At 49.2% G+C, this 16494-nt stretch carries 14 protein-coding genes; 11 read left to right on the top strand and 3 right to left on the bottom strand.

Annotated elements, in window-relative coordinates; all coding sequences use genetic code 11:
• Nucleotides 1-75 precede the first annotated feature (75 nt).
• The 5 genes from ACP7FG_RS03875 (at nucleotide 76) to ACP7FG_RS03855 (ending at nucleotide 7794) form a co-directional block, all read left to right on the top strand.
• Nucleotides 76-1143: an efflux RND transporter periplasmic adaptor subunit gene (locus ACP7FG_RS03875; protein WP_417436078.1), complete on the top strand. Its 1068-nt coding sequence runs from the start codon at nucleotides 76-78 to the stop codon at nucleotides 1141-1143.
• The gene (locus ACP7FG_RS03870) at nucleotides 1143-4196 is read left to right on the top strand and encodes an efflux RND transporter permease subunit (protein ID WP_439225647.1); all 3054 of its coding nucleotides are present in this window, start codon (nucleotides 1143-1145) and stop codon (nucleotides 4194-4196) included. The genes ACP7FG_RS03875 and ACP7FG_RS03870 overlap by 1 nt, the downstream gene beginning before the upstream one ends.
• A 141-nt stretch (nucleotides 4197-4337) precedes the next feature.
• Nucleotides 4338-6926: a bifunctional aconitate hydratase 2/2-methylisocitrate dehydratase gene (gene acnB, locus ACP7FG_RS03865; protein ID WP_439225580.1), complete on the top strand. Its 2589-nt coding sequence runs from the start codon at nucleotides 4338-4340 to the stop codon at nucleotides 6924-6926.
• A 265-nt stretch (nucleotides 6927-7191) separates the two neighbouring features.
• Nucleotides 7192-7452, top strand: coding sequence for a type II toxin-antitoxin system Phd/YefM family antitoxin (locus ACP7FG_RS03860; protein WP_054489935.1), 261 nt, complete (start codon nucleotides 7192-7194; stop codon nucleotides 7450-7452).
• Between the two features lie 9 nt (nucleotides 7453-7461).
• Nucleotides 7462-7794 carry a type II toxin-antitoxin system RelE/ParE family toxin gene (locus ACP7FG_RS03855; RefSeq protein ID WP_222236469.1) on the top strand — a complete coding sequence of 111 codons (333 nt, stop codon included), beginning with the start codon at nucleotides 7462-7464 and terminating at the stop codon, nucleotides 7792-7794.
• 255 nt (nucleotides 7795-8049) lie between these two features.
• Here ACP7FG_RS03855 and ACP7FG_RS03850 read toward each other — a convergent pair whose 3' ends face one another.
• Complete coding sequence (locus tag ACP7FG_RS03850; RefSeq protein ID WP_439225579.1) at nucleotides 8050-9792, bottom strand: DUF885 domain-containing protein; 1743 nt, start codon at nucleotides 9790-9792, stop codon at nucleotides 8050-8052.
• A 116-nt stretch (nucleotides 9793-9908) separates the two neighbouring features.
• Between ACP7FG_RS03850 and ACP7FG_RS03845 the strand changes: the two genes are divergently transcribed.
• The gene (locus ACP7FG_RS03845; protein WP_054489941.1) at nucleotides 9909-10862 is read left to right on the top strand and encodes a Dyp-type peroxidase; all 954 of its coding nucleotides are present in this window, start codon (nucleotides 9909-9911) and stop codon (nucleotides 10860-10862) included.
• On the opposite strand, the gene argR is transcribed toward ACP7FG_RS03845, so the two are convergent.
• Nucleotides 10838-11311, bottom strand: a complete 474-nt coding sequence (argR, locus tag ACP7FG_RS03840) for a transcriptional regulator ArgR (RefSeq protein WP_054489943.1) — start codon at nucleotides 11309-11311, stop codon at nucleotides 10838-10840. The two genes, ACP7FG_RS03845 and argR, sit on opposite strands and share 25 nt — an antisense overlap.
• Nucleotides 11312-11498: 187 nt before the next feature.
• Between argR and mdh the strand changes: the two genes are divergently transcribed.
• On the top strand, nucleotides 11499-12431 hold the full coding sequence (gene mdh / locus ACP7FG_RS03835; RefSeq protein WP_054489946.1) for a malate dehydrogenase: 933 nt from the start codon (nucleotides 11499-11501) through the stop codon (nucleotides 12429-12431).
• Nucleotides 12432-12913: 482 nt separating this feature from the next.
• On the opposite strand, the gene ispB is transcribed toward mdh, so the two are convergent.
• Nucleotides 12914-13885 (bottom strand): octaprenyl diphosphate synthase, encoded by a 972-nt coding sequence (gene ispB, locus ACP7FG_RS03830; protein WP_439225646.1) that lies wholly within the window; start codon nucleotides 13883-13885, stop codon nucleotides 12914-12916.
• A 192-nt stretch (nucleotides 13886-14077) separates the two neighbouring features.
• Between ispB and rplU the strand changes: the two genes are divergently transcribed.
• The 4 genes from rplU to folA all read left to right on the top strand — a co-directional run bounded on the left by rplU (nucleotide 14078) and on the right by folA (nucleotide 16448).
• Complete coding sequence (rplU, locus tag ACP7FG_RS03825; protein WP_011233736.1) at nucleotides 14078-14389, top strand: 50S ribosomal protein L21; 312 nt, start codon at nucleotides 14078-14080, stop codon at nucleotides 14387-14389.
• A 15-nt stretch (nucleotides 14390-14404) separates the two neighbouring features.
• On the top strand, nucleotides 14405-14662 hold the full coding sequence (gene rpmA / locus ACP7FG_RS03820) for a 50S ribosomal protein L27 (protein WP_054489947.1): 258 nt from the start codon (nucleotides 14405-14407) through the stop codon (nucleotides 14660-14662).
• 116 nt (nucleotides 14663-14778) lie between these two features.
• Complete coding sequence (cgtA, locus tag ACP7FG_RS03815) at nucleotides 14779-15933, top strand: Obg family GTPase CgtA (protein ID WP_224797867.1); 1155 nt, start codon at nucleotides 14779-14781, stop codon at nucleotides 15931-15933.
• Nucleotides 15934-15947: 14 nt separating this feature from the next.
• On the top strand, nucleotides 15948-16448 hold the full coding sequence (folA, locus tag ACP7FG_RS03810; RefSeq protein WP_224797868.1) for a type 3 dihydrofolate reductase: 501 nt from the start codon (nucleotides 15948-15950) through the stop codon (nucleotides 16446-16448).
• Nucleotides 16449-16494: the final 46 nt, after the last annotated feature.

Genomic DNA, 16494 nt, shown 5'->3' with positions numbered 1-16494 from the left:
ATTCAATATAACTGTAACTATACTTGCGGTAAACTTATTGCCATCAAACATCCCAGAAAAAACGGAATTTAAGTCATGCGCTGGTTTAAAATATTCTTAACTGTCGTTGCCGCTGCCACTGTCGTGGCTTGCAGCGAAAAAGCCGAAGTGAGTGAAGAACAGCAAGCGCGGCCTGCCAGGTTAATGCAGGTAAGTGAAGCCAATGGTCCTCGTCTGCGAGAGTTTCCGGCTGTGGTCGAAGCGGCGAAAGTGGCTCAACTGACTTTTCGTGTAGCGGGTGAAGTTATTGAACTGCCGGCGCGGCCTGGTACTGAAGTAAAACAAGGGGAGCTTATTGCCCGTCTGGACCCGACCGACTATCAACTGGCGGTGGACCAGGCGAAAGCCCAGTATGAACTTGCGCTATCACAATACGAACGCAATAAAGTTCTGGTGAGCGAAGGGGTTATGTCGGAAGGACAATTTGACCAAATTGAGTCAGAGCTTGCAGTTGCAAAATCAAACTACGAAACCGCTAAAGCTAACCTGCGCTATACCGAACTGACCGCGCCTTTTGACGGTGTCATTGCTAACTTGGCGGTGGAAGCCTATGAAAATATTCAGGCTAAGCAGCCCATCGTTACTTTGCAAATCAGCAACGCCATCGATATCAGTATTAATGTGCCGGAAAAGCTTTTTGCCAAGGTGAAAAAGCAGACCGACTATCAACCGGAAGTGCGCTTCGACGCAGCGCCGGGTTTTACCTATCCGGCTCATTTAAAAGAGTGGGACTCGCAATCCGACGGCGCAACCAACACCTATGAGGTGGTGTTCACGCTACCTAAGCCGCAGGACATCAATGTGCTGCCGGGCATGACGGCAACGGTTATTGTCGATATTAATGAGGTGTTGCGCTCTTCTCAAATTGGTATTGTTGTGCCGGCTAAAGCCGTATTTACCGAAAGCCGCGACGCTTCTTATGTGTGGGTGGTTAGCGACGACATGCGTGTACAAAAGCGTAAGGTGAATGTCGGGCCAATGACCAACGATGGACTCACTGTACTGGATGGGCTCGAAGCTGGTGAAACCATAGTGGTGGCCGGTGTCCATCAACTGAAGGAAAATCAGCAAGTTCGTGAATGGCAACGCGAACGGGGGCTGTAATGAATATTGCGAAGTACAGTATGGAGCGGAAAACCACCAGCTGGATGTTCTTCCTGGTTCTGTTAATTGGAGGCCTGGTTGCTCTTACCCAGCTTGGTCGGCTGGAAGACCCTAAGTTCACTATTAAGCAGGCTATGGTCATTACGCCGTACTCCGGAGCTTCGGCGCAGCAGGTGGAAGAAGAGGTAACGTACCGGCTGGAAAACGCTATTCAGGAACTCAGCTACGTCGACCATGTACGGTCCATTTCTAAGCCAGGTTTATCGCAAATAACGGTCGAGATGAAAAGCATCTACCGGGCCGAGCACCTGCGTCAAATTTGGGACGAATTGCGGCGTAAAATTAACGACACCAAAGGTCAGCTTCCTCCGGGCACCAGCGAGCCTATTATTCGTGACGACTTTGCCGACGTGTACGGCGTGATGATGGCCATTACCGGGCCAGACTATTCCTATAAAGACATTGAGCATTACGCGGACTTTCTGCGTCGCGAACTGGTGCTGATTGACGGGGTTGGCAAAGTCATGCTGGCCGGCGAGCAACAGGAACAGGTAGTGGTTGAAGTCTCTCGTTCACGGCTGGCTAACTTTGGTATTCCACCCAGCCGCATTGCCGGTTTACTGCAAACGCAAAATGCCGTAGCAAATGCCGGGCGGGTGACCGTTGATCAGGAAGCTTTGCGCATTGCCACCAGTGGCGAATTTGCCGACGTTGAAGATATGGAAAAGCTGGTTATCAGTAACCCGGGAGCCGAGCAGCGCATCTACTTGCATGATGTAGCGAACATCTACCGGGAGACCAAAGAGATTCCGGATCATGTGGTTCGTTATAACGGGCAGGCGTCGCTGTGGCTGGCGCTGTCTTTTGCGGACAACGTCAACGTGGTTGAAGTTGGTGAGCGTATCCAGAAACGGCTGGATGAACTGGACTATGCCAAACCAATAGGAATGTCGGTAGACCGAATTTATGATCAACCGCATCAGGTCGAAAACTCGGTAAATGACTTTCTGCTTAACCTGGTTGAAGCCGTTGCTATTGTCATTATTGCATTGTTGCTGACCATGGGTTTTCGCAGTGGGTTACTTATTGGCACCGTATTATTGTTAACGGTTCTTGGCACCTTTATTTTCATGCGACTGGGCGACATTAACCTGCAACGGGTATCGCTGGGAGCGCTCATTATTGCTCTGGGTATGCTGGTGGACAACGCCATTGTCATTGCCGATGGCATTATGGTTGGTATGCGGCGGGGCATGAGTAAAGTAGAAGCTGCGGTTAGTGTGGTGAAGCAAAATCAGTGGCCGCTACTGGGTGCAACCATTATTGGTATTATTGCCTTTGCCCCAATTGGTTTGTCATCAGACGCTACCGGTGAGTTTGCCGGAAGCTTATTCTGGGTGCTGCTCATTTCTTTACTACTGAGCTGGGTAACAGCTCTGACCCTCATTCCGTTTTTAGCCGACCGTTTATACTCGGCAAAGGACATTGGTAATGGTGACGAGCAGGACGATGTTTTCTCTCATCCGGTATACCGCGGCTACAAAAAAATGCTGGCAGTTTGTCTGAGGCACCGCATTATCAGCATGGCGGTGATGCTGGCTATGCTGGTTGCTGCTGTGGCCGGGTTCGGACAAGTGAAACAGGCGTTCTTTCCGCCTTCGACAACGCCGCTTTTCTATGTGGATCTCTGGTATCCACAGGGCACCGATATTCGTCATACCGAACAGGATTCAAAGCGCCTGGAAGACTACCTGCTGGATAAAAGCGAAGTGACCTCGGTCTCCACCACCATAGGCCAGGGTGCGCCCCGTTTTACCCTGACCTATCTGGTGGAAAAAAGTTACGAGAGCTACGCACAGTTGCTGGTGCGGGTAGAGGACAAAGACAGCATGGATGCGTTAATGAAGGACATTCGCCAGCGTATTCGTGAAGAGCATCCGGATGTTGAGGACAAACTGATACGGGTTGAAATTGGTCCGGCTACTCCGGCAAAAATTGAAGCGCGTTTCTCTGGACCTGATATTGACGTATTGCGCCAATTAAGTAAGAAAGCGCAGAGCATTTTGGCCGAGGACGAAGGGGCGGTGAATATTCGCTCCGACTGGCGCCACCCAACCAAGCTGCTGCGACCACAATACGACGAAGCGGCGGGTCGTCGCGCCGGTATCACTAAAGAAGACGTTAACAATCTTCTGTTAGCTAACTTTGTTGGCCGACAAATCGGTGTTTACCGCGATGGAACTGACTTGCTGCCAATAGTACAGCGTGCCCCGGCTGCCGAACGTGTTGATCTGGACAACTGGCAGGAGTTGCAAATTTACAGCCCGGTGTTTGACCGCTTTGTACCACTGGCGCAAGTAGCGCGCTCGATAGATGTAACCTGGGAAGACCCGCTCATATTGCGACGAGACCGTAAGAGAACGCTTACTGTTATGGCTGATCATGATCTACTGACCGATGAAACTGCGGCCCAGGTATTTGAGCGTGTCCGACCTGAACTGGAAGCCATTGAGTTGCCGCTGGGCTATGAGCTTACCTGGGGCGGAGAACATGAAGCTTCGGGTAAGGCGGAAAAAGCATTGTTTGGCGCACTGCCAATGGGCTTCTTGGTCATGTTTATCATTACCGTGCTGTTATTTAACAGTATCCGCCAGGCGGCGGTGCTTTGGACGACAGTCCCGCTGTCTATTATTGGGGTAACTGTCGGGTTGCTGTTGCTGGATAAACCTTTTGGTTTTATGGCATTACTCGGTTTTCTGAGCTTGTCCGGCATGCTGATTAAAAACGGCGTGGTGTTGCTGGAGCAGGTCAATACAGAACTGGACGCCGGTAAAGAAGCGGTTCAAGCCTTAAGTGATGCCGCCGTCAGTCGTGTTCGTCCCGTTGGAATGGCGGCAGCTACCACCATTTTAGGGATGATACCGCTGCTGTTTGATGACTTCTTTGCCAGCATGGCAACGGTCATTATGTTTGGGTTGGGTTTTGCTACCGTACTAACCCTGTTTGTTGTTCCGGTTATGTACGCCATAGTCCAAAGAGTACCGCGCCCGTAACCCGGGCGCATTCATCCCGTTTATACCCTGAATTATCTGATTTATAGCCCTGCATCATGGGAATTTAACAGCAAAATCCGTATAATGCGCCGCACTAGTGAACCGTCTAGAATTCATGCAAGCAAATGAGAGGTAATATCAGTGCTTAAAGAATATCGTCAGCACGTGGAAGAGCGCGCCGCAGAAGGCATCCCTCCGAAGCCATTAAACGCCGAGCAAGTAGCCGATTTAGTGGAATTACTGAAAAATCCGCCAGCAGGCGAGGAAGAATTCCTGGTTGAGCTTCTGGCCGAGCGTGTACCGCCGGGTGTGGATGAAGCTGCCTATGTTAAAGCAGGCTTTTTAAGCGCCGTTGTTAAAGGTGAAATTGAAAGCCCGGTTGTCAGCAGAGAATACGCAGTAAAATTGCTGGGCAATATGCACGGTGGCTACAACATCGTCACTTTGGTGGAATTGCTGGACGATTCTCAGCTGGCTGAACTGGCCGCTAAAGAGCTGAAAGAAACCATCTTAATGTTCGACGCCTTCCACGACGTGGAAGAGAAAATGAAAGCCGGTAATGCGCTGGCGAAAGAAGTGGTTGAATCCTGGGCAAATGCTGAATGGTTCACCGACAGCGACGAACTGCCTAAATCAATTAAAGCAACCGTCTTTAAAGTGGCTGGCGAAACGAATACCGATGACCTGTCGCCGGCACCCGATGCCTGGTCTCGTCCGGACATCCCTTTGCACGCCAAAGCTATGTACAAAATGCCACGCGAAGGCATTACCGATGCAGGCAAGCAAATTGAAGAATTAAAAGAAAAGGGTCACCCGGTTGCCTTCGTTGGTGACGTAGTGGGTACTGGTTCTTCACGTAAATCAGCGACCAACTCAGTGTTGTGGAACATTGGCGAAGACATGCCTGGCACACCAAACAAACGTGCCGGCGGTATCTGTATTGGCTCTAAAGTCGCACCAATTTTCTTCAACACCATGAAAGACGCAGGTGCGCTGGTATTTGAAGCCGACGTCGAAAAAATGAACATGGGCGATGTCATCACTATCTACCCATACGAAGGCAAAATCGAGAACGAAGCCGGCGACGTTATCGCTGAGTACGATTATGCGTCTCGCGTTATTTTAGATGAAGTGCGTGCCGGTGGCCGTATTAACCTGATTATTGGCCGTGGCCTGACAGAAAAAGCACGTGAATCTCTGGGCATGGGTCCATCTGACTTATTCCGTAAGCCAGAGCAACCGGCAGACAGCGGTAAAGGTTTCTCGCTGGCGCAGAAACTGGTCGGTAAAGCTTGTGGCATGGAAGGTGTTCGCCCGGGCGCTTATTGCGAACCTAAGATGACCACCGTTGGTTCTCAGGACACTACCGGTCCTATGACCCGTGACGAGTTAAAAGACCTGGCCTGCCTTGGCTTTAACTCAGACCTGGTTATGCAGTCTTTCTGTCACACCGCTGCTTATCCTAAGCCGGTCGACGTTGAAACTCAGCACACCTTGCCAGATTTCATTATGAACCGTGGCGGCGTAAGCTTGCGTCCGGGCGACGGTATCATCCACAGCTGGCTGAACCGTATGTTGTTGCCAGACACCGTTGGTACCGGTGGTGACTCTCATACCCGCTTCCCGCTGGGCATTTCATTCCCGGCAGGCTCTGGTCTGGTTGCGTTCGCCGCAGCTACCGGCGTAATGCCACTGGATATGCCTGAGTCAGTATTGGTGCGTTTCAAAGGTGAAATGCAGCCGGGTATTACTTTACGTGACCTGGTTCATGCCATTCCTGCGTTTGCTATCAAAGAAGGTCACCTGACCGTTGATAAGCGCGGCAAGAAAAACATCTTCTCGGGCCGTATCTTAGAAATTGAAGGTCTTGATCACTTAACCGTAGAGCAGGCATTTGAATTGTCTGACGCTTCTGCTGAGCGTTCAGCGGCCGGTTGTACTATCGACCTGTCAGAAGAGTCTGTTGCTGAATACCTGCGCTCTAACATCACCATGCTGCGTTGGATGATTAACGAAGGCTACGGCGACGCGCGTACGCTGGAACGTCGTGCCCGTAAGATGGAAGAATGGTTAGAAAACCCAGAGCTGACGCGTGCGGACAAAGACGCTGATTACTCGACAGTTATCGAAATTGACCTGAACGACATTAAAGAGCCTATCGTTTGTTGCCCGAACGACCCGGACGACGCGAAGTTCTTAAGCGAAGTTGCCGGCGACAACGTCGATGAAGTTTTCATCGGTTCGTGCATGACCAACATTGGTCACTTCCGTGCAGCAGGCAAATTGTTAGAGAAAAACTCTGACCCATTAAATACCCGTTTGTGGATTGCTCCACCAACGAAAATGGACAAAACCCAGCTGGAAGCCGAAGGTTATTACGACATTTATGAGCGTAATGGCGTTCGTACTGAAATGCCGGGCTGTTCACTGTGTATGGGTAACCAGGCACGTGTTGAACCAGGCGCAACCGTGCTGTCTACCTCAACCCGTAACTTCCCGAACCGCCTGGGTGATGGCGCAAACGTTTACCTGACCTCTGCAGAACTGGCAGCGGTTGGTGCTATCGTCGGTCGCCTGCCAACTCCGGAAGAATACCTGGAGTACGCACAGGACATCAATTCGATGGCTGGCGAAGTTTACAAATACCTGAACTTCGACCAGATGGATGCCTTCCGCGACGCAGAAAAAGCGGCCAAGGAAAACATCATCCCAACCATCAACGTGGCTTAATGAGTGCTTAGGTTGCAAGGACTCTTTACGAGGACGCCCGCAAGTACTTCCCTGTAGGGCTTGGGCAGCGCCATCCATGGCGCTGCACACCTCGTTAAGAGTCCTCGCAACCGTTGAACGCACTCATTAGCAACTTATAAAACCGCTTCGGCGGTTTTTTTGTGTCTGATATTCAGTAGCCTGTTGTTCACATCAGGTGAGATATCCTGGCTTGCAGGTGGTCTGTTTATAGTCTATATTTAGACTGTTCAGTCGGGAGAGATCTATGCAGATAAAAACCATTAGTTACATTAAGCAAAATGCGGCGTCACTGAATGTCGAAGAGCCTATTGTTGTCACTCAGGGTGGAAATCCGGTATACCGTATTGAGTCAGAAGCCAGCGCTCGACAGAGAGACGAAGCTATCGCGACACTTAAATTGATGAATCTGGCTGAACGGGATATTCGAAATCAGAATCTTCTATCTCTTAGCGAAGCAAGAGAAAGGCTAGAGCGTGAACTCAGTACAAAGAAGTTTGAGCTTTAGTCCTCAGTTATGAACTACGATGTTCATTTTACGGAGCTCAGTTATAAGACTCTGGCTGTTTTAACCCGCTATATGGAATCTTTTCTGGGCCAGGAAGAAGCTATTAGATTAGGTCATCAACTTCTTGATTTCGCCACCAATAAACTCGGCGATAATCCTTTGCAATTCCCCATTTCTCATGAACTTGAGACGTTAGGTATCACTGACTATCGAGTAATGCTAGTAGATAATTATAAGATCTTATTTCGTCTGGATGAGAAAGATAAAACGAGTTACGTCATGGCCTTTCTGCGACAGAAACAGAATACCCAAGAGCTGGTTTACCAGATAACGATTTTGTAGTGAGATCTCTGCGCAATAAAACTGATACGTCATTGTTCTGTGTTGGTCAGCGGTGTGTTCGTAAGTCGATAGGGCAGGTTTTTCACTTGTGAGCGTTATGAGTGTTGAGTACTTCTGTGGCGGAGTGTCGAAGGCCATGGATGGCCTTCGTCAAGCCCTCATGGATGAGCTCGTAGCGTCTCCGTCACAGAAGTACTCAATGCTCAAGCGAAATAAGTGAAAAACCTGCCCCTACCTGATAGCGGGGGTTCTGTTCTATTTCTGTTCAGCAATCCAGTCGTTGATGTGTTGCTCGAGTACTTTCAGTGGCACGCTGCCGTTTTCCAGTACCGCATCGTGGAATTCACGAATGTCGAACTTATCACCCAACTGCTGTTCTGCTTCGTTGCGTAAACGCTTAATAGTCAGCTCGCCCAGCTTGTACGAGAGCGCTTGTGCAGGCCAGGTAATGTAACGATCAATTTCGGTTTTCACGTTATGCAGTGACAATGCTGTGTTGTTGGCCATAAAGTCCATTGCGCGTTCACGGCTCCAGCCTTTGGCATGCATACCCGTATCCACCACTAAGCGTGCCGCCCGCCACATTTCATAGCTTAAACGGCCAAAGTTACTGTAAGGGTCTTCATAAAAACCCGCTTCCAGTCCTAAGTACTCAGAGTAAAGACCCCAGCCTTCACCGAAAGCTGAAATGTAGGTCTGCTGACGGTATTCCGGTAAGTCTTCTAACTCACCCGCAATGGCGTTTTGTAAGTGATGACCCGGTACCGCTTCGTGCAGTGTCAGCGCTTCCATCTGGTAGAGAGGACGACGATCCAGCGCGTAGGTATTCACCCAATAAAAACCAGCGCGATCATCGCGGTTGGTTCCGGAGTAGCGGCCGGTTGTGTATTTCGGTGCTATCTCAGCCGGAACCGGAGCTATGCCATAAGGTTTACGCGGCAGGGTTTTGAAAAGCTTAGGCAGTTCACCGTCCATTTTCTTCGCTATCCAGGCGGCGTACTGGAGTAACTCTTCCGCTGTTTCCGGATAGAACTGGTCGTCGGTACGTAAAAACTCAACAAACTCATCGAAGTCACCGTCAAAACCTGTTGCTTCAATGGCTTCCAGCATTTCACCGCGAATGCGCGCAACTTCCTGCAGGCCAATTTCATGAATTTCGTCAGCGGTCATATCCAGCGTGGTGTAATGCTTAATGCGGTTCTGATAAAAGTCGTCCCCATTGGGTAGCTCGCTGGCACCAATGCTGTCACGTGCACTCGGCAAGTACTCAGTAACCATAAAGGTAAAGTAGTCGTCGTAAGCTGGCATCACCTGGTCATCAATAGCGGTTAATGCATCGCTTTTAAGTTGCTCCCATTGTTCGCTATCAACAAAGCCCGGCTGTTGTGCAAAAGGAGAGAAGTAAACGCTGTCTTTAGCATCCTGCACAATGTAAGCCAATATACTTTCTTCAAAACCGGCCATAGCGGCTGCAGGCTGGGTGTAACCTTCTTCAATCGCTTTACGCAACCAGTGAGTCTGCTGCTCCATGTAACGAGGAATTGAGCGCAGTTTTGCTATGTAATTCTGGTAGTCTTCCGCCGATGAAAATGACGTATAAGAAGGCATGAAAGCTAAAGAGCTGTGAAAGCTACCTTCTGCGGTTAATGGCATATAGTGCGCATTAAAGCGGTACTCATCGACCTTGTTTTTTAAGGTGTAGTGAATCATTGCATGGTTTATCTGGTCATCCCGGCTTAGCTCGTTAAGGTTAACGGCGTTCAGCTGTTCAAGCCACTCAGAGCGTTGTTGATAACGTTGCTCTAAGGCTTCCGGTGACATATCGGTCAGCTCGGTTTCGCTGGACTCATTCAGTCCTTCCCAGATAGTGTCAGCCAACTGATGAAACTCAGCAGCCGGAGTCTGTTGTTGAGCACTGCTACGCTGAGTTTGATTGTCTGCCGTGCTCGCACAGGCAGTCAGTCCAAGCAAACCAAAAATAAGTATCAGATTGCGCATGATTTTTCCTTGCGGTGTCATAACGAATACAGGCATTCTATAATGCCTCGTGCGCTATTTAATGTAAAAGCGAATAGAACGAACACACAAAAATAACAGTTAAACGGGAGAATAGGGTGGATAAAGCTCAGTCAGGAGTCTACGCGGAACCTAATCTGCATGGTCTGACGTTGTTTTGTCATGTCATGAGCGACGACGTTGAAAGTTTACGCCGTAAACTGGCTCGCTTTCCAGCCATTTTACGCGATCTTGACGCCCGCTTCTCAGAAGCCATGTTAACAGGCTTTGTCGGCATAGGCGCCGATTACTGGGACATTCTCTACCCACACAAGAAGCCACTTCACTTGCAGGCTTTCCCCGAACTTTCCGACGGCGACCGGGAAGCACCAAGACACCCTTATGATCTCATCATTCAAATTCGTTGTGACCGCTTCGATGCAAATTATCTGGCCGGACGCACGTTAATTGAATGGTTCGGTTATGACATTGAAGTGGTCGAGCAAATTCGTTCCTTCCGTTATCTCGACGGCCGCGACTTGACCGGTTTTATCGATGCGCCTGACAACCCCAGGGGCATGAGCAAACGTAAGGTGGCATTAGTAGAAGAAAAAGACGATGCCGACTTTGTGGATGGCAGTTATTTATTCGTACAAAAGTTTCGTCACGACTTACGCCGCTGGGACTACCTGGGCCCGGAAAAACAAGAGCAACTCATGGGACGTGAAAAAGTCTCAGGGGAACGTTTATCCGAAGCTAAAATTGAAGGTGTTACACATGCAGCCAAAAGTCGTCTAGTGGACGGCAATGAACAACCCATTCCTTTACTGCGGCAGAATATGCCCTGGGGTGACCTGCGCGAACAGGGGCTGCTCGCTATGTATTTTAGTCACACACCGAAAATGGTGGTGCAGTGGCTAAAAAATCGATATTACGCCGACGAACAAGGGGCCTACGATCCGTTACTGGATTATTCGCAAGCGGTATCCAACTGCGGCTTTTTTGTGCCTTCAATGCGTTTTATGGAAGACAACAAAGAAGTAGCGGATCAGGAAGAAGGTAATACCGCCTGACTGGCAAATAACTCCCGGACCTTTTTCAGAGTAAAGTCGATATCAGCAACTTTGAGCGGCGCGATAAAAATAGTGTCGTCGCCGGCTATCGTACCAAGCACACCTTCTTTTTTACCCACCGAATCAAGCAAGCGGGCAATCAACTGAGCAGCCCCCGGGCTGGTGCGAATAATCACCATGACATCATTGTGCTGAATATCCAGTACAAGCTGGCTTAATGGTGCCTTAGTGGAAGGTACCGCTAAGTCGGGCGGTAAGCAGTAGACCATTTCCTGCTTTGCATTGCGGGTACGAACTGCGCCTTGCTTACTCAACATGCGCGAGACTTTAGACTGGCTAATGTTATCAAAGCCCTCGGCTTTCAAGGCATTAACAATTTCTCCCTGTGAGCCATAACGCTCTTCGCGAAGAAGGGTTTTAAAAGCTTCGAGTAACGTGTCTTGCACCATGAGAGAGTTCAATTCCTATACTGGTTACATGCTATAATAACCCCCAGTGTACTGCATATAGATGCGCTATTCGAGTGCTGAATGTGTACCGCGCAAAGTTGTATTTTTAGTGATATTGGAGTACAGTTTTGCGCCAAATTCTGCATTTTTATGCAGTTAAAACTGACTAACAAAAACGGAGTCTGAGATGAAAGTAGCCGTATTAGGTGCGGCCGGTGGTATCGGCCAGGCATTGTCATTACTTCTGAAAACCCAGTTACCAGCAGGTTCAGAATTATCGCTGTATGACGTTGCGCCAGTAGTTCCAGGTGTAGCGGTTGACTTAAGTCACATCCCTACCGACGTGAAAGTAACAGGCTTCGGTAAAGATGATCTTGCGTCAGCATTAGTTGGCAGCGACATCGTATTAATTCCTGCCGGCGTACCTCGTAAGCCAGGTATGGATCGCTCTGACCTGTTCAACATGAACGCCGGCATCGTTAAAAACTTAGTACAAGGCGTTGCAGACAACTGCCCTGACGCTTGTGTTGGAATCATCACCAACCCGGTAAACACCACAGTACCAATTGCTGCCGAAGTCCTGAAAAAAGCAGGCTGCTACGACAAGCGTAAACTGTTCGGTGTTACTACTCTGGACGTTATCCGTTCAGAAGCATTCGTTGGCGAGCTACGTGGTCTGAACCCTGAAAACGTAAACGTGCCAGTTATTGGTGGCCACAGCGGCACAACCATTCTGCCATTGCTGTCTCAGGTTGAAGGCGTTGAGTTTACTGAGCAAGAAATCAAAGACTTAACTCACCGTATTCAGAACGCAGGTACTGAAGTCGTTGAAGCAAAAGCTGGCGGCGGTTCAGCAACCCTGTCTATGGGTCAGGCAGCAGCACGCTTTGCATTGTCATTGCTGAAAGGCCTGCAAGGTCAGGACACTATTGAGTGCACTTACGTAGAAGGCCCTGGCGACAACGCTAAGTTCTTCGCACAGCCAGTACGCTTAGGCAAAAATGGCGCCGAAGAAATTCTGTCTTACGGCAAACTAAGTGCCTTCGAACAAAAATGCATGGACGAAATGCTCGACGGCCTGAAAGGCGACATCCAAAAAGGCATCGACTTCGCCAGCTAAGCTGAAACATCGGGGAATGGTCAGCATTGGCTGGCCATTGCAGGTTATCTTTCGAAAGACGCCTGCAAGTACGTCCCTGTAAGGCTTGGGCAGCGCCATCCTTGGCGCTGCACACTTTCTCCAGATAACCCGCAATGGCTTTTCGCCAATACTGACCAACCTCAATATTTCCACGCTACTTACTGAAGAGTGCTTCTCAGGCTCAATGTTTAAATATCTCAACTGAAACAGAGTGTTGGTTTAAATTTCGAAGCTAAGGAAATAGTTGATGGGGCAGGCTGTTGGATTGTGAGCGTTACGAGTGTTGAAGGTTTCTATGGCGGAGTGTCAAAGGCCATGGATGCTTATTGGAAATGCCTAAAGCGGGAAGGGTTCTGTTTCGGAGGTGTGTAGCGCCATGGATGGCGCTACCCAAGCCCTACAGGGAAGTACTTGCGGGCGTCCTCCGAAACAGAACCCGCTCCCCCAAGGCATTTCCTTCCCTAAGCCACTCGGTCGACTGCCAGGTGGGTTAGGGTAAGAAGGGCTTGTTTGTAGTCGGAGTCCGGGAGTTCGTTTAAGGACTGGCGCGCTTGTTCGGCGGCTTCTAAAGCTTTGTCGCGGGTGTATTGCAAAGCTCCCGTTCGCTCCATGGCGGTTAGCACGGTTTGTAAGTGCTCACGCCCGTCGCCTTGTTCAATGGCTTCGCGAATCAGCTTTTGCTCGGTTTCGTTGCCGTGCCACATGGCGTATAACAACGGCAGTGTGGGCTTACCTTCCGCTAAGTCATCACCGGCATTTTTGCCCATCGATTCGCTGTCGGCGGTGTAATCCAGTAAATCGTCAACCAACTGAAACGCAGTACCCAAATAACGACCGTAATCGGCCAGTTGCTGCGTTACTTTTTCGTCTTGTGCCGTTAATACGCCGGCCAGCTCAGTTGCGGCTTCAAACAGCTTAGCGGTTTTTCCGTAAATGACATTGAAGTAGCTGGCTTCTGAGGTATCCGGGTCGTTACAGTTCATTAACTGCAGTACTTCACCTTCAGAAATAACGTTGGTGGCATCCGCTAAAATCCGCAGAATCCGCAGTGAGTCTAAATCGACCATTAGCTGAAAAGCGCGGGTATAAAGGAAGTCACCCACCAGCACGCTGGCTTCATTACCGAATACTGCATTAGCGGTTTTACGTCCACGGCGAAGCTCCGACTCATCGACTACATCGTCGTGCAGCAGGGTCGCGGTATGAATAAACTCGATAATTGTCGCTAGTTTGCGGTGGTCGTTACCTTCATAACCCAGGGCTCGGCAAGCTAATATGGCAAGCAGTGGGCGTAAGCGTTTACCACCACTGTTGACAATATAGAGGCCTAACTGGTTAATTAAGGCAACATCCGATTGAAGTTGTTCACCTATTAAAGCATTTACGCCAAGCATATCGTCTTTGGCTAATGCGTTAATGGACTGCATATCCATCATAGATATCTGTTTATTTACAAAATTTAACGGAAAAGGGATGGTACACTATTTAAGGCGGCGCGGAAACTCAAAGCGCGGCAGATGGCGTAGCCTTTAAGTTCAAATAAAGGGTTGCGATCGCTGGCGGGATTACGTACAATTCGCGCCCTGATTTGAATTTGGATGCCCAATAGGGTTGTGGAGAATAATATGTACGCAGTATTCCAAAGTGGCGGTAAGCAGCACCGTGTGTCTGAAGGCCAAATCGTCCGCCTGGAAAAACTGGAAGCAGCTACCGGTGATGTAGTTGAATTCGACCAGGTTTTGATGGTTTCTGACGGCAACGATGTAAACATCGGTGCTCCGTTCGTATCCGGTGGTAAAGTGAAAGCGGAAGTGATTGATCACGGTCGTGGCGATAAAATTAAAATCGTTAAGTTCCGTCGTCGTAAGCACTCTCGTCGTCAACAAGGCCATCGTCAGTGGTTCACGGAAGTGAAAATCACTGGTATCAACAGCTAATTAAGGAGTAACGACATGGCACATAAAAAGGCTGGTGGTTCTACTAAAAACGGTCGCGACTCAGAGAGTAAACGTCTCGGTGTTAAGCGCTTCGGTGGTGAGTCTGTATTAGCAGGCAACATCCTGGTTCGTCAACGTGGTACTAAGTTCCACGCGGGAGCGAACGTAGGTATTGGTAAAGACCATACATTGTTTGCAACCTCAGAAGGCAAAGTGTCTTTTGAAGTGAAGGGCAGCAAAAACCGTAAATTTGTGAGCGTTATTACTGACTAATAACGTGAACATAAACTGAAAAGTTTCGGTTCTGAAAGCCCTGCCTTACGGCGGGGCTTTTTCATATGTGCTAGAATTTTGCACAGTATTCTCTAAGTGATAAGTAGCAAATTGCGATGAAATTCGTTGATGAAGTAGAAGTCCGCGTAGATGCGGGTGACGGCGGTAATGGTTGTATCAGTTTCCGTCGCGAGAAGTACATTCCCAAAGGTGGTCCCGACGGTGGTGACGGTGGCGATGGTGGCGATGTCTACCTGCAAGCCGATGAAAACCTGAATACCCTTATCGACTATCGTTTTGAGCGCTTCCATAAAGCGGAGCGTGGGCAAAATGGTATGGGTAAAAACTGTACGGGTAAACGCGGTAGCGATATTGTGCTGCCGGTTCCTCCGGGTACTCGCGCTACCGACGTCGACACCGGCGAAGTTCTTGGCGATTTGACGCAACATGGTCAGCGGTTAATGGTCGCCAAAGGCGGCTTTCATGGTTTAGGTAATACACGTTTTAAAAGCAGTGTGAACCGAGCTCCTCGGCAGAAAACCGATGGTACTCCGGGTGAAGTGCGCTCATTAAAACTTGAACTCATGTTGCTGGCCGACGTGGGCTTACTGGGTATGCCAAACGCCGGTAAATCGACCTTTATTCGTTCGGTTTCAGCGGCGCGTCCTAAAGTAGCGGACTACCCCTTTACCACGTTAATACCTAATTTGGGGGTTGTGCGTCCGGCACCACATCAAAGTTTCGTTATTGCCGATATCCCGGGTCTTATCGAAGGTGCCGCTGAAGGCGCTGGCCTGGGTATTCGCTTCCTGAAACATCTGGAGCGTTGTCGTTTACTTCTGCATTTGGTGGACTTAGCACCTTTTGATGAGACCGACCCTGCAGAGCAGGCACGTATCATCATCAATGAACTGGAAAAATACAGTCCTAAACTGGCAGAAAAACCGCGCTGGCTGGTCATCAATAAAGTCGACTTACTGCTGGACGAAGAACTTCAGGAAAAAGTCGATGAGCTGGTTAAAGCGCTGGGCTGGGACGGCCCGGTATTCCAAATTGCGGCGTTAGAAGGACGCGGCAGTGACGCTCTTTGTCGTGAGGTTATCTCGTACCTTGAGACCTTACCTGCACCTAGCACGGAACAACAGGAAGAAGCTGATCCAGTTGAGTTTATGTGGGATACCTACCACGAAGAAGTGCTGGAAGAAGAGCAGGATGACGAAGACGACGACGATGATGACGATCACGACGTCGAAGTGATTTATCAGAAGTAAAAAGGTAATTCTAAATGAAAATCTCACTTGTGGTTGCAATGGCAGATAACCGGGTTATCGGCAAAGACAATAAAATGCCATGGCATCTTCCGGATGAGTTGCAGTATTTCAAAAAAATTACTTTGGGTAAGCCAATTGTTATGGGTCGACGAACCTTTGAGTCAATTGGCCGACCTTTACCCGGGCGCAAAAATATCGTTCTAAGCCGTCGAACGGATCGTTCGGAAAATCAGGACAGTCAGGTCATCTGGGTATCTGGTGTGCAACAAGCTATTGCGGCTGCAGGGCCGGTTGATGAACTTATGGTCATTGGTGGAGGAAAAATTTATGAAAAATTTTTACCGCTCGCAGACCGCCTATATGTTACTAAAATAGATCTAAATGTTGAGGGCGATACCTATTTTCCCGACTACCTCCAAGTCGCTGATTGGAAAGAGGTAGAGCGGCAAAACTTTGCCGCCGACGAGCGTAATTCACATAACTTCAGTACCCTTATTTTCGACAGGAAACGTTAATAAGAAGTTATAAATTCAGTAACTTACAACAATTTTAGGCCATTGC

This window comes from Idiomarina sp. ST10R2A5 (genome assembly GCF_051842325.1).
Lineage (GTDB): Bacteria > Pseudomonadota > Gammaproteobacteria > Enterobacterales > Alteromonadaceae > Idiomarina > Idiomarina abyssalis.
The sequence above is the reverse complement of the archived record's forward strand: the minus strand, read 5'-3'. Positions and strand labels throughout refer to the sequence as shown.

What these genes read in the sequence shown, in the direction of transcription:
- ispB (WP_439225646.1), bottom strand. Translation starts at nt 13,885, where the DNA reads ATGGATATGCAGTCCATTAACGCATTAGCCAAAGACGATATGCTTGGC.
- mdh (WP_054489946.1), top strand. Translation starts at nt 11,499, where the DNA reads ATGAAAGTAGCCGTATTAGGTGCGGCCGGTGGTATCGGCCAGGCATTG.
- rpmA (WP_054489947.1), top strand. Translation starts at nt 14,405, where the DNA reads ATGGCACATAAAAAGGCTGGTGGTTCTACTAAAAACGGTCGCGACTCA.
- ACP7FG_RS03860 (WP_054489935.1), top strand. Translation starts at nt 7,192, where the DNA reads ATGCAGATAAAAACCATTAGTTACATTAAGCAAAATGCGGCGTCACTG.
- cgtA (WP_224797867.1), top strand. Translation starts at nt 14,779, where the DNA reads ATGAAATTCGTTGATGAAGTAGAAGTCCGCGTAGATGCGGGTGACGGC.
- ACP7FG_RS03870 (WP_439225647.1), top strand. Translation starts at nt 1,143, where the DNA reads ATGAATATTGCGAAGTACAGTATGGAGCGGAAAACCACCAGCTGGATG.
- rplU (WP_011233736.1), top strand. Translation starts at nt 14,078, where the DNA reads ATGTACGCAGTATTCCAAAGTGGCGGTAAGCAGCACCGTGTGTCTGAA.
- ACP7FG_RS03875 (WP_417436078.1), top strand. Translation starts at nt 76, where the DNA reads ATGCGCTGGTTTAAAATATTCTTAACTGTCGTTGCCGCTGCCACTGTC.
- ACP7FG_RS03850 (WP_439225579.1), bottom strand. Translation starts at nt 9,792, where the DNA reads ATGCGCAATCTGATACTTATTTTTGGTTTGCTTGGACTGACTGCCTGT.
- folA (WP_224797868.1), top strand. Translation starts at nt 15,948, where the DNA reads ATGAAAATCTCACTTGTGGTTGCAATGGCAGATAACCGGGTTATCGGC.
- argR (WP_054489943.1), bottom strand. Translation starts at nt 11,311, where the DNA reads ATGGTGCAAGACACGTTACTCGAAGCTTTTAAAACCCTTCTTCGCGAA.
- ACP7FG_RS03855 (WP_222236469.1), top strand. Translation starts at nt 7,462, where the DNA reads ATGAACTACGATGTTCATTTTACGGAGCTCAGTTATAAGACTCTGGCT.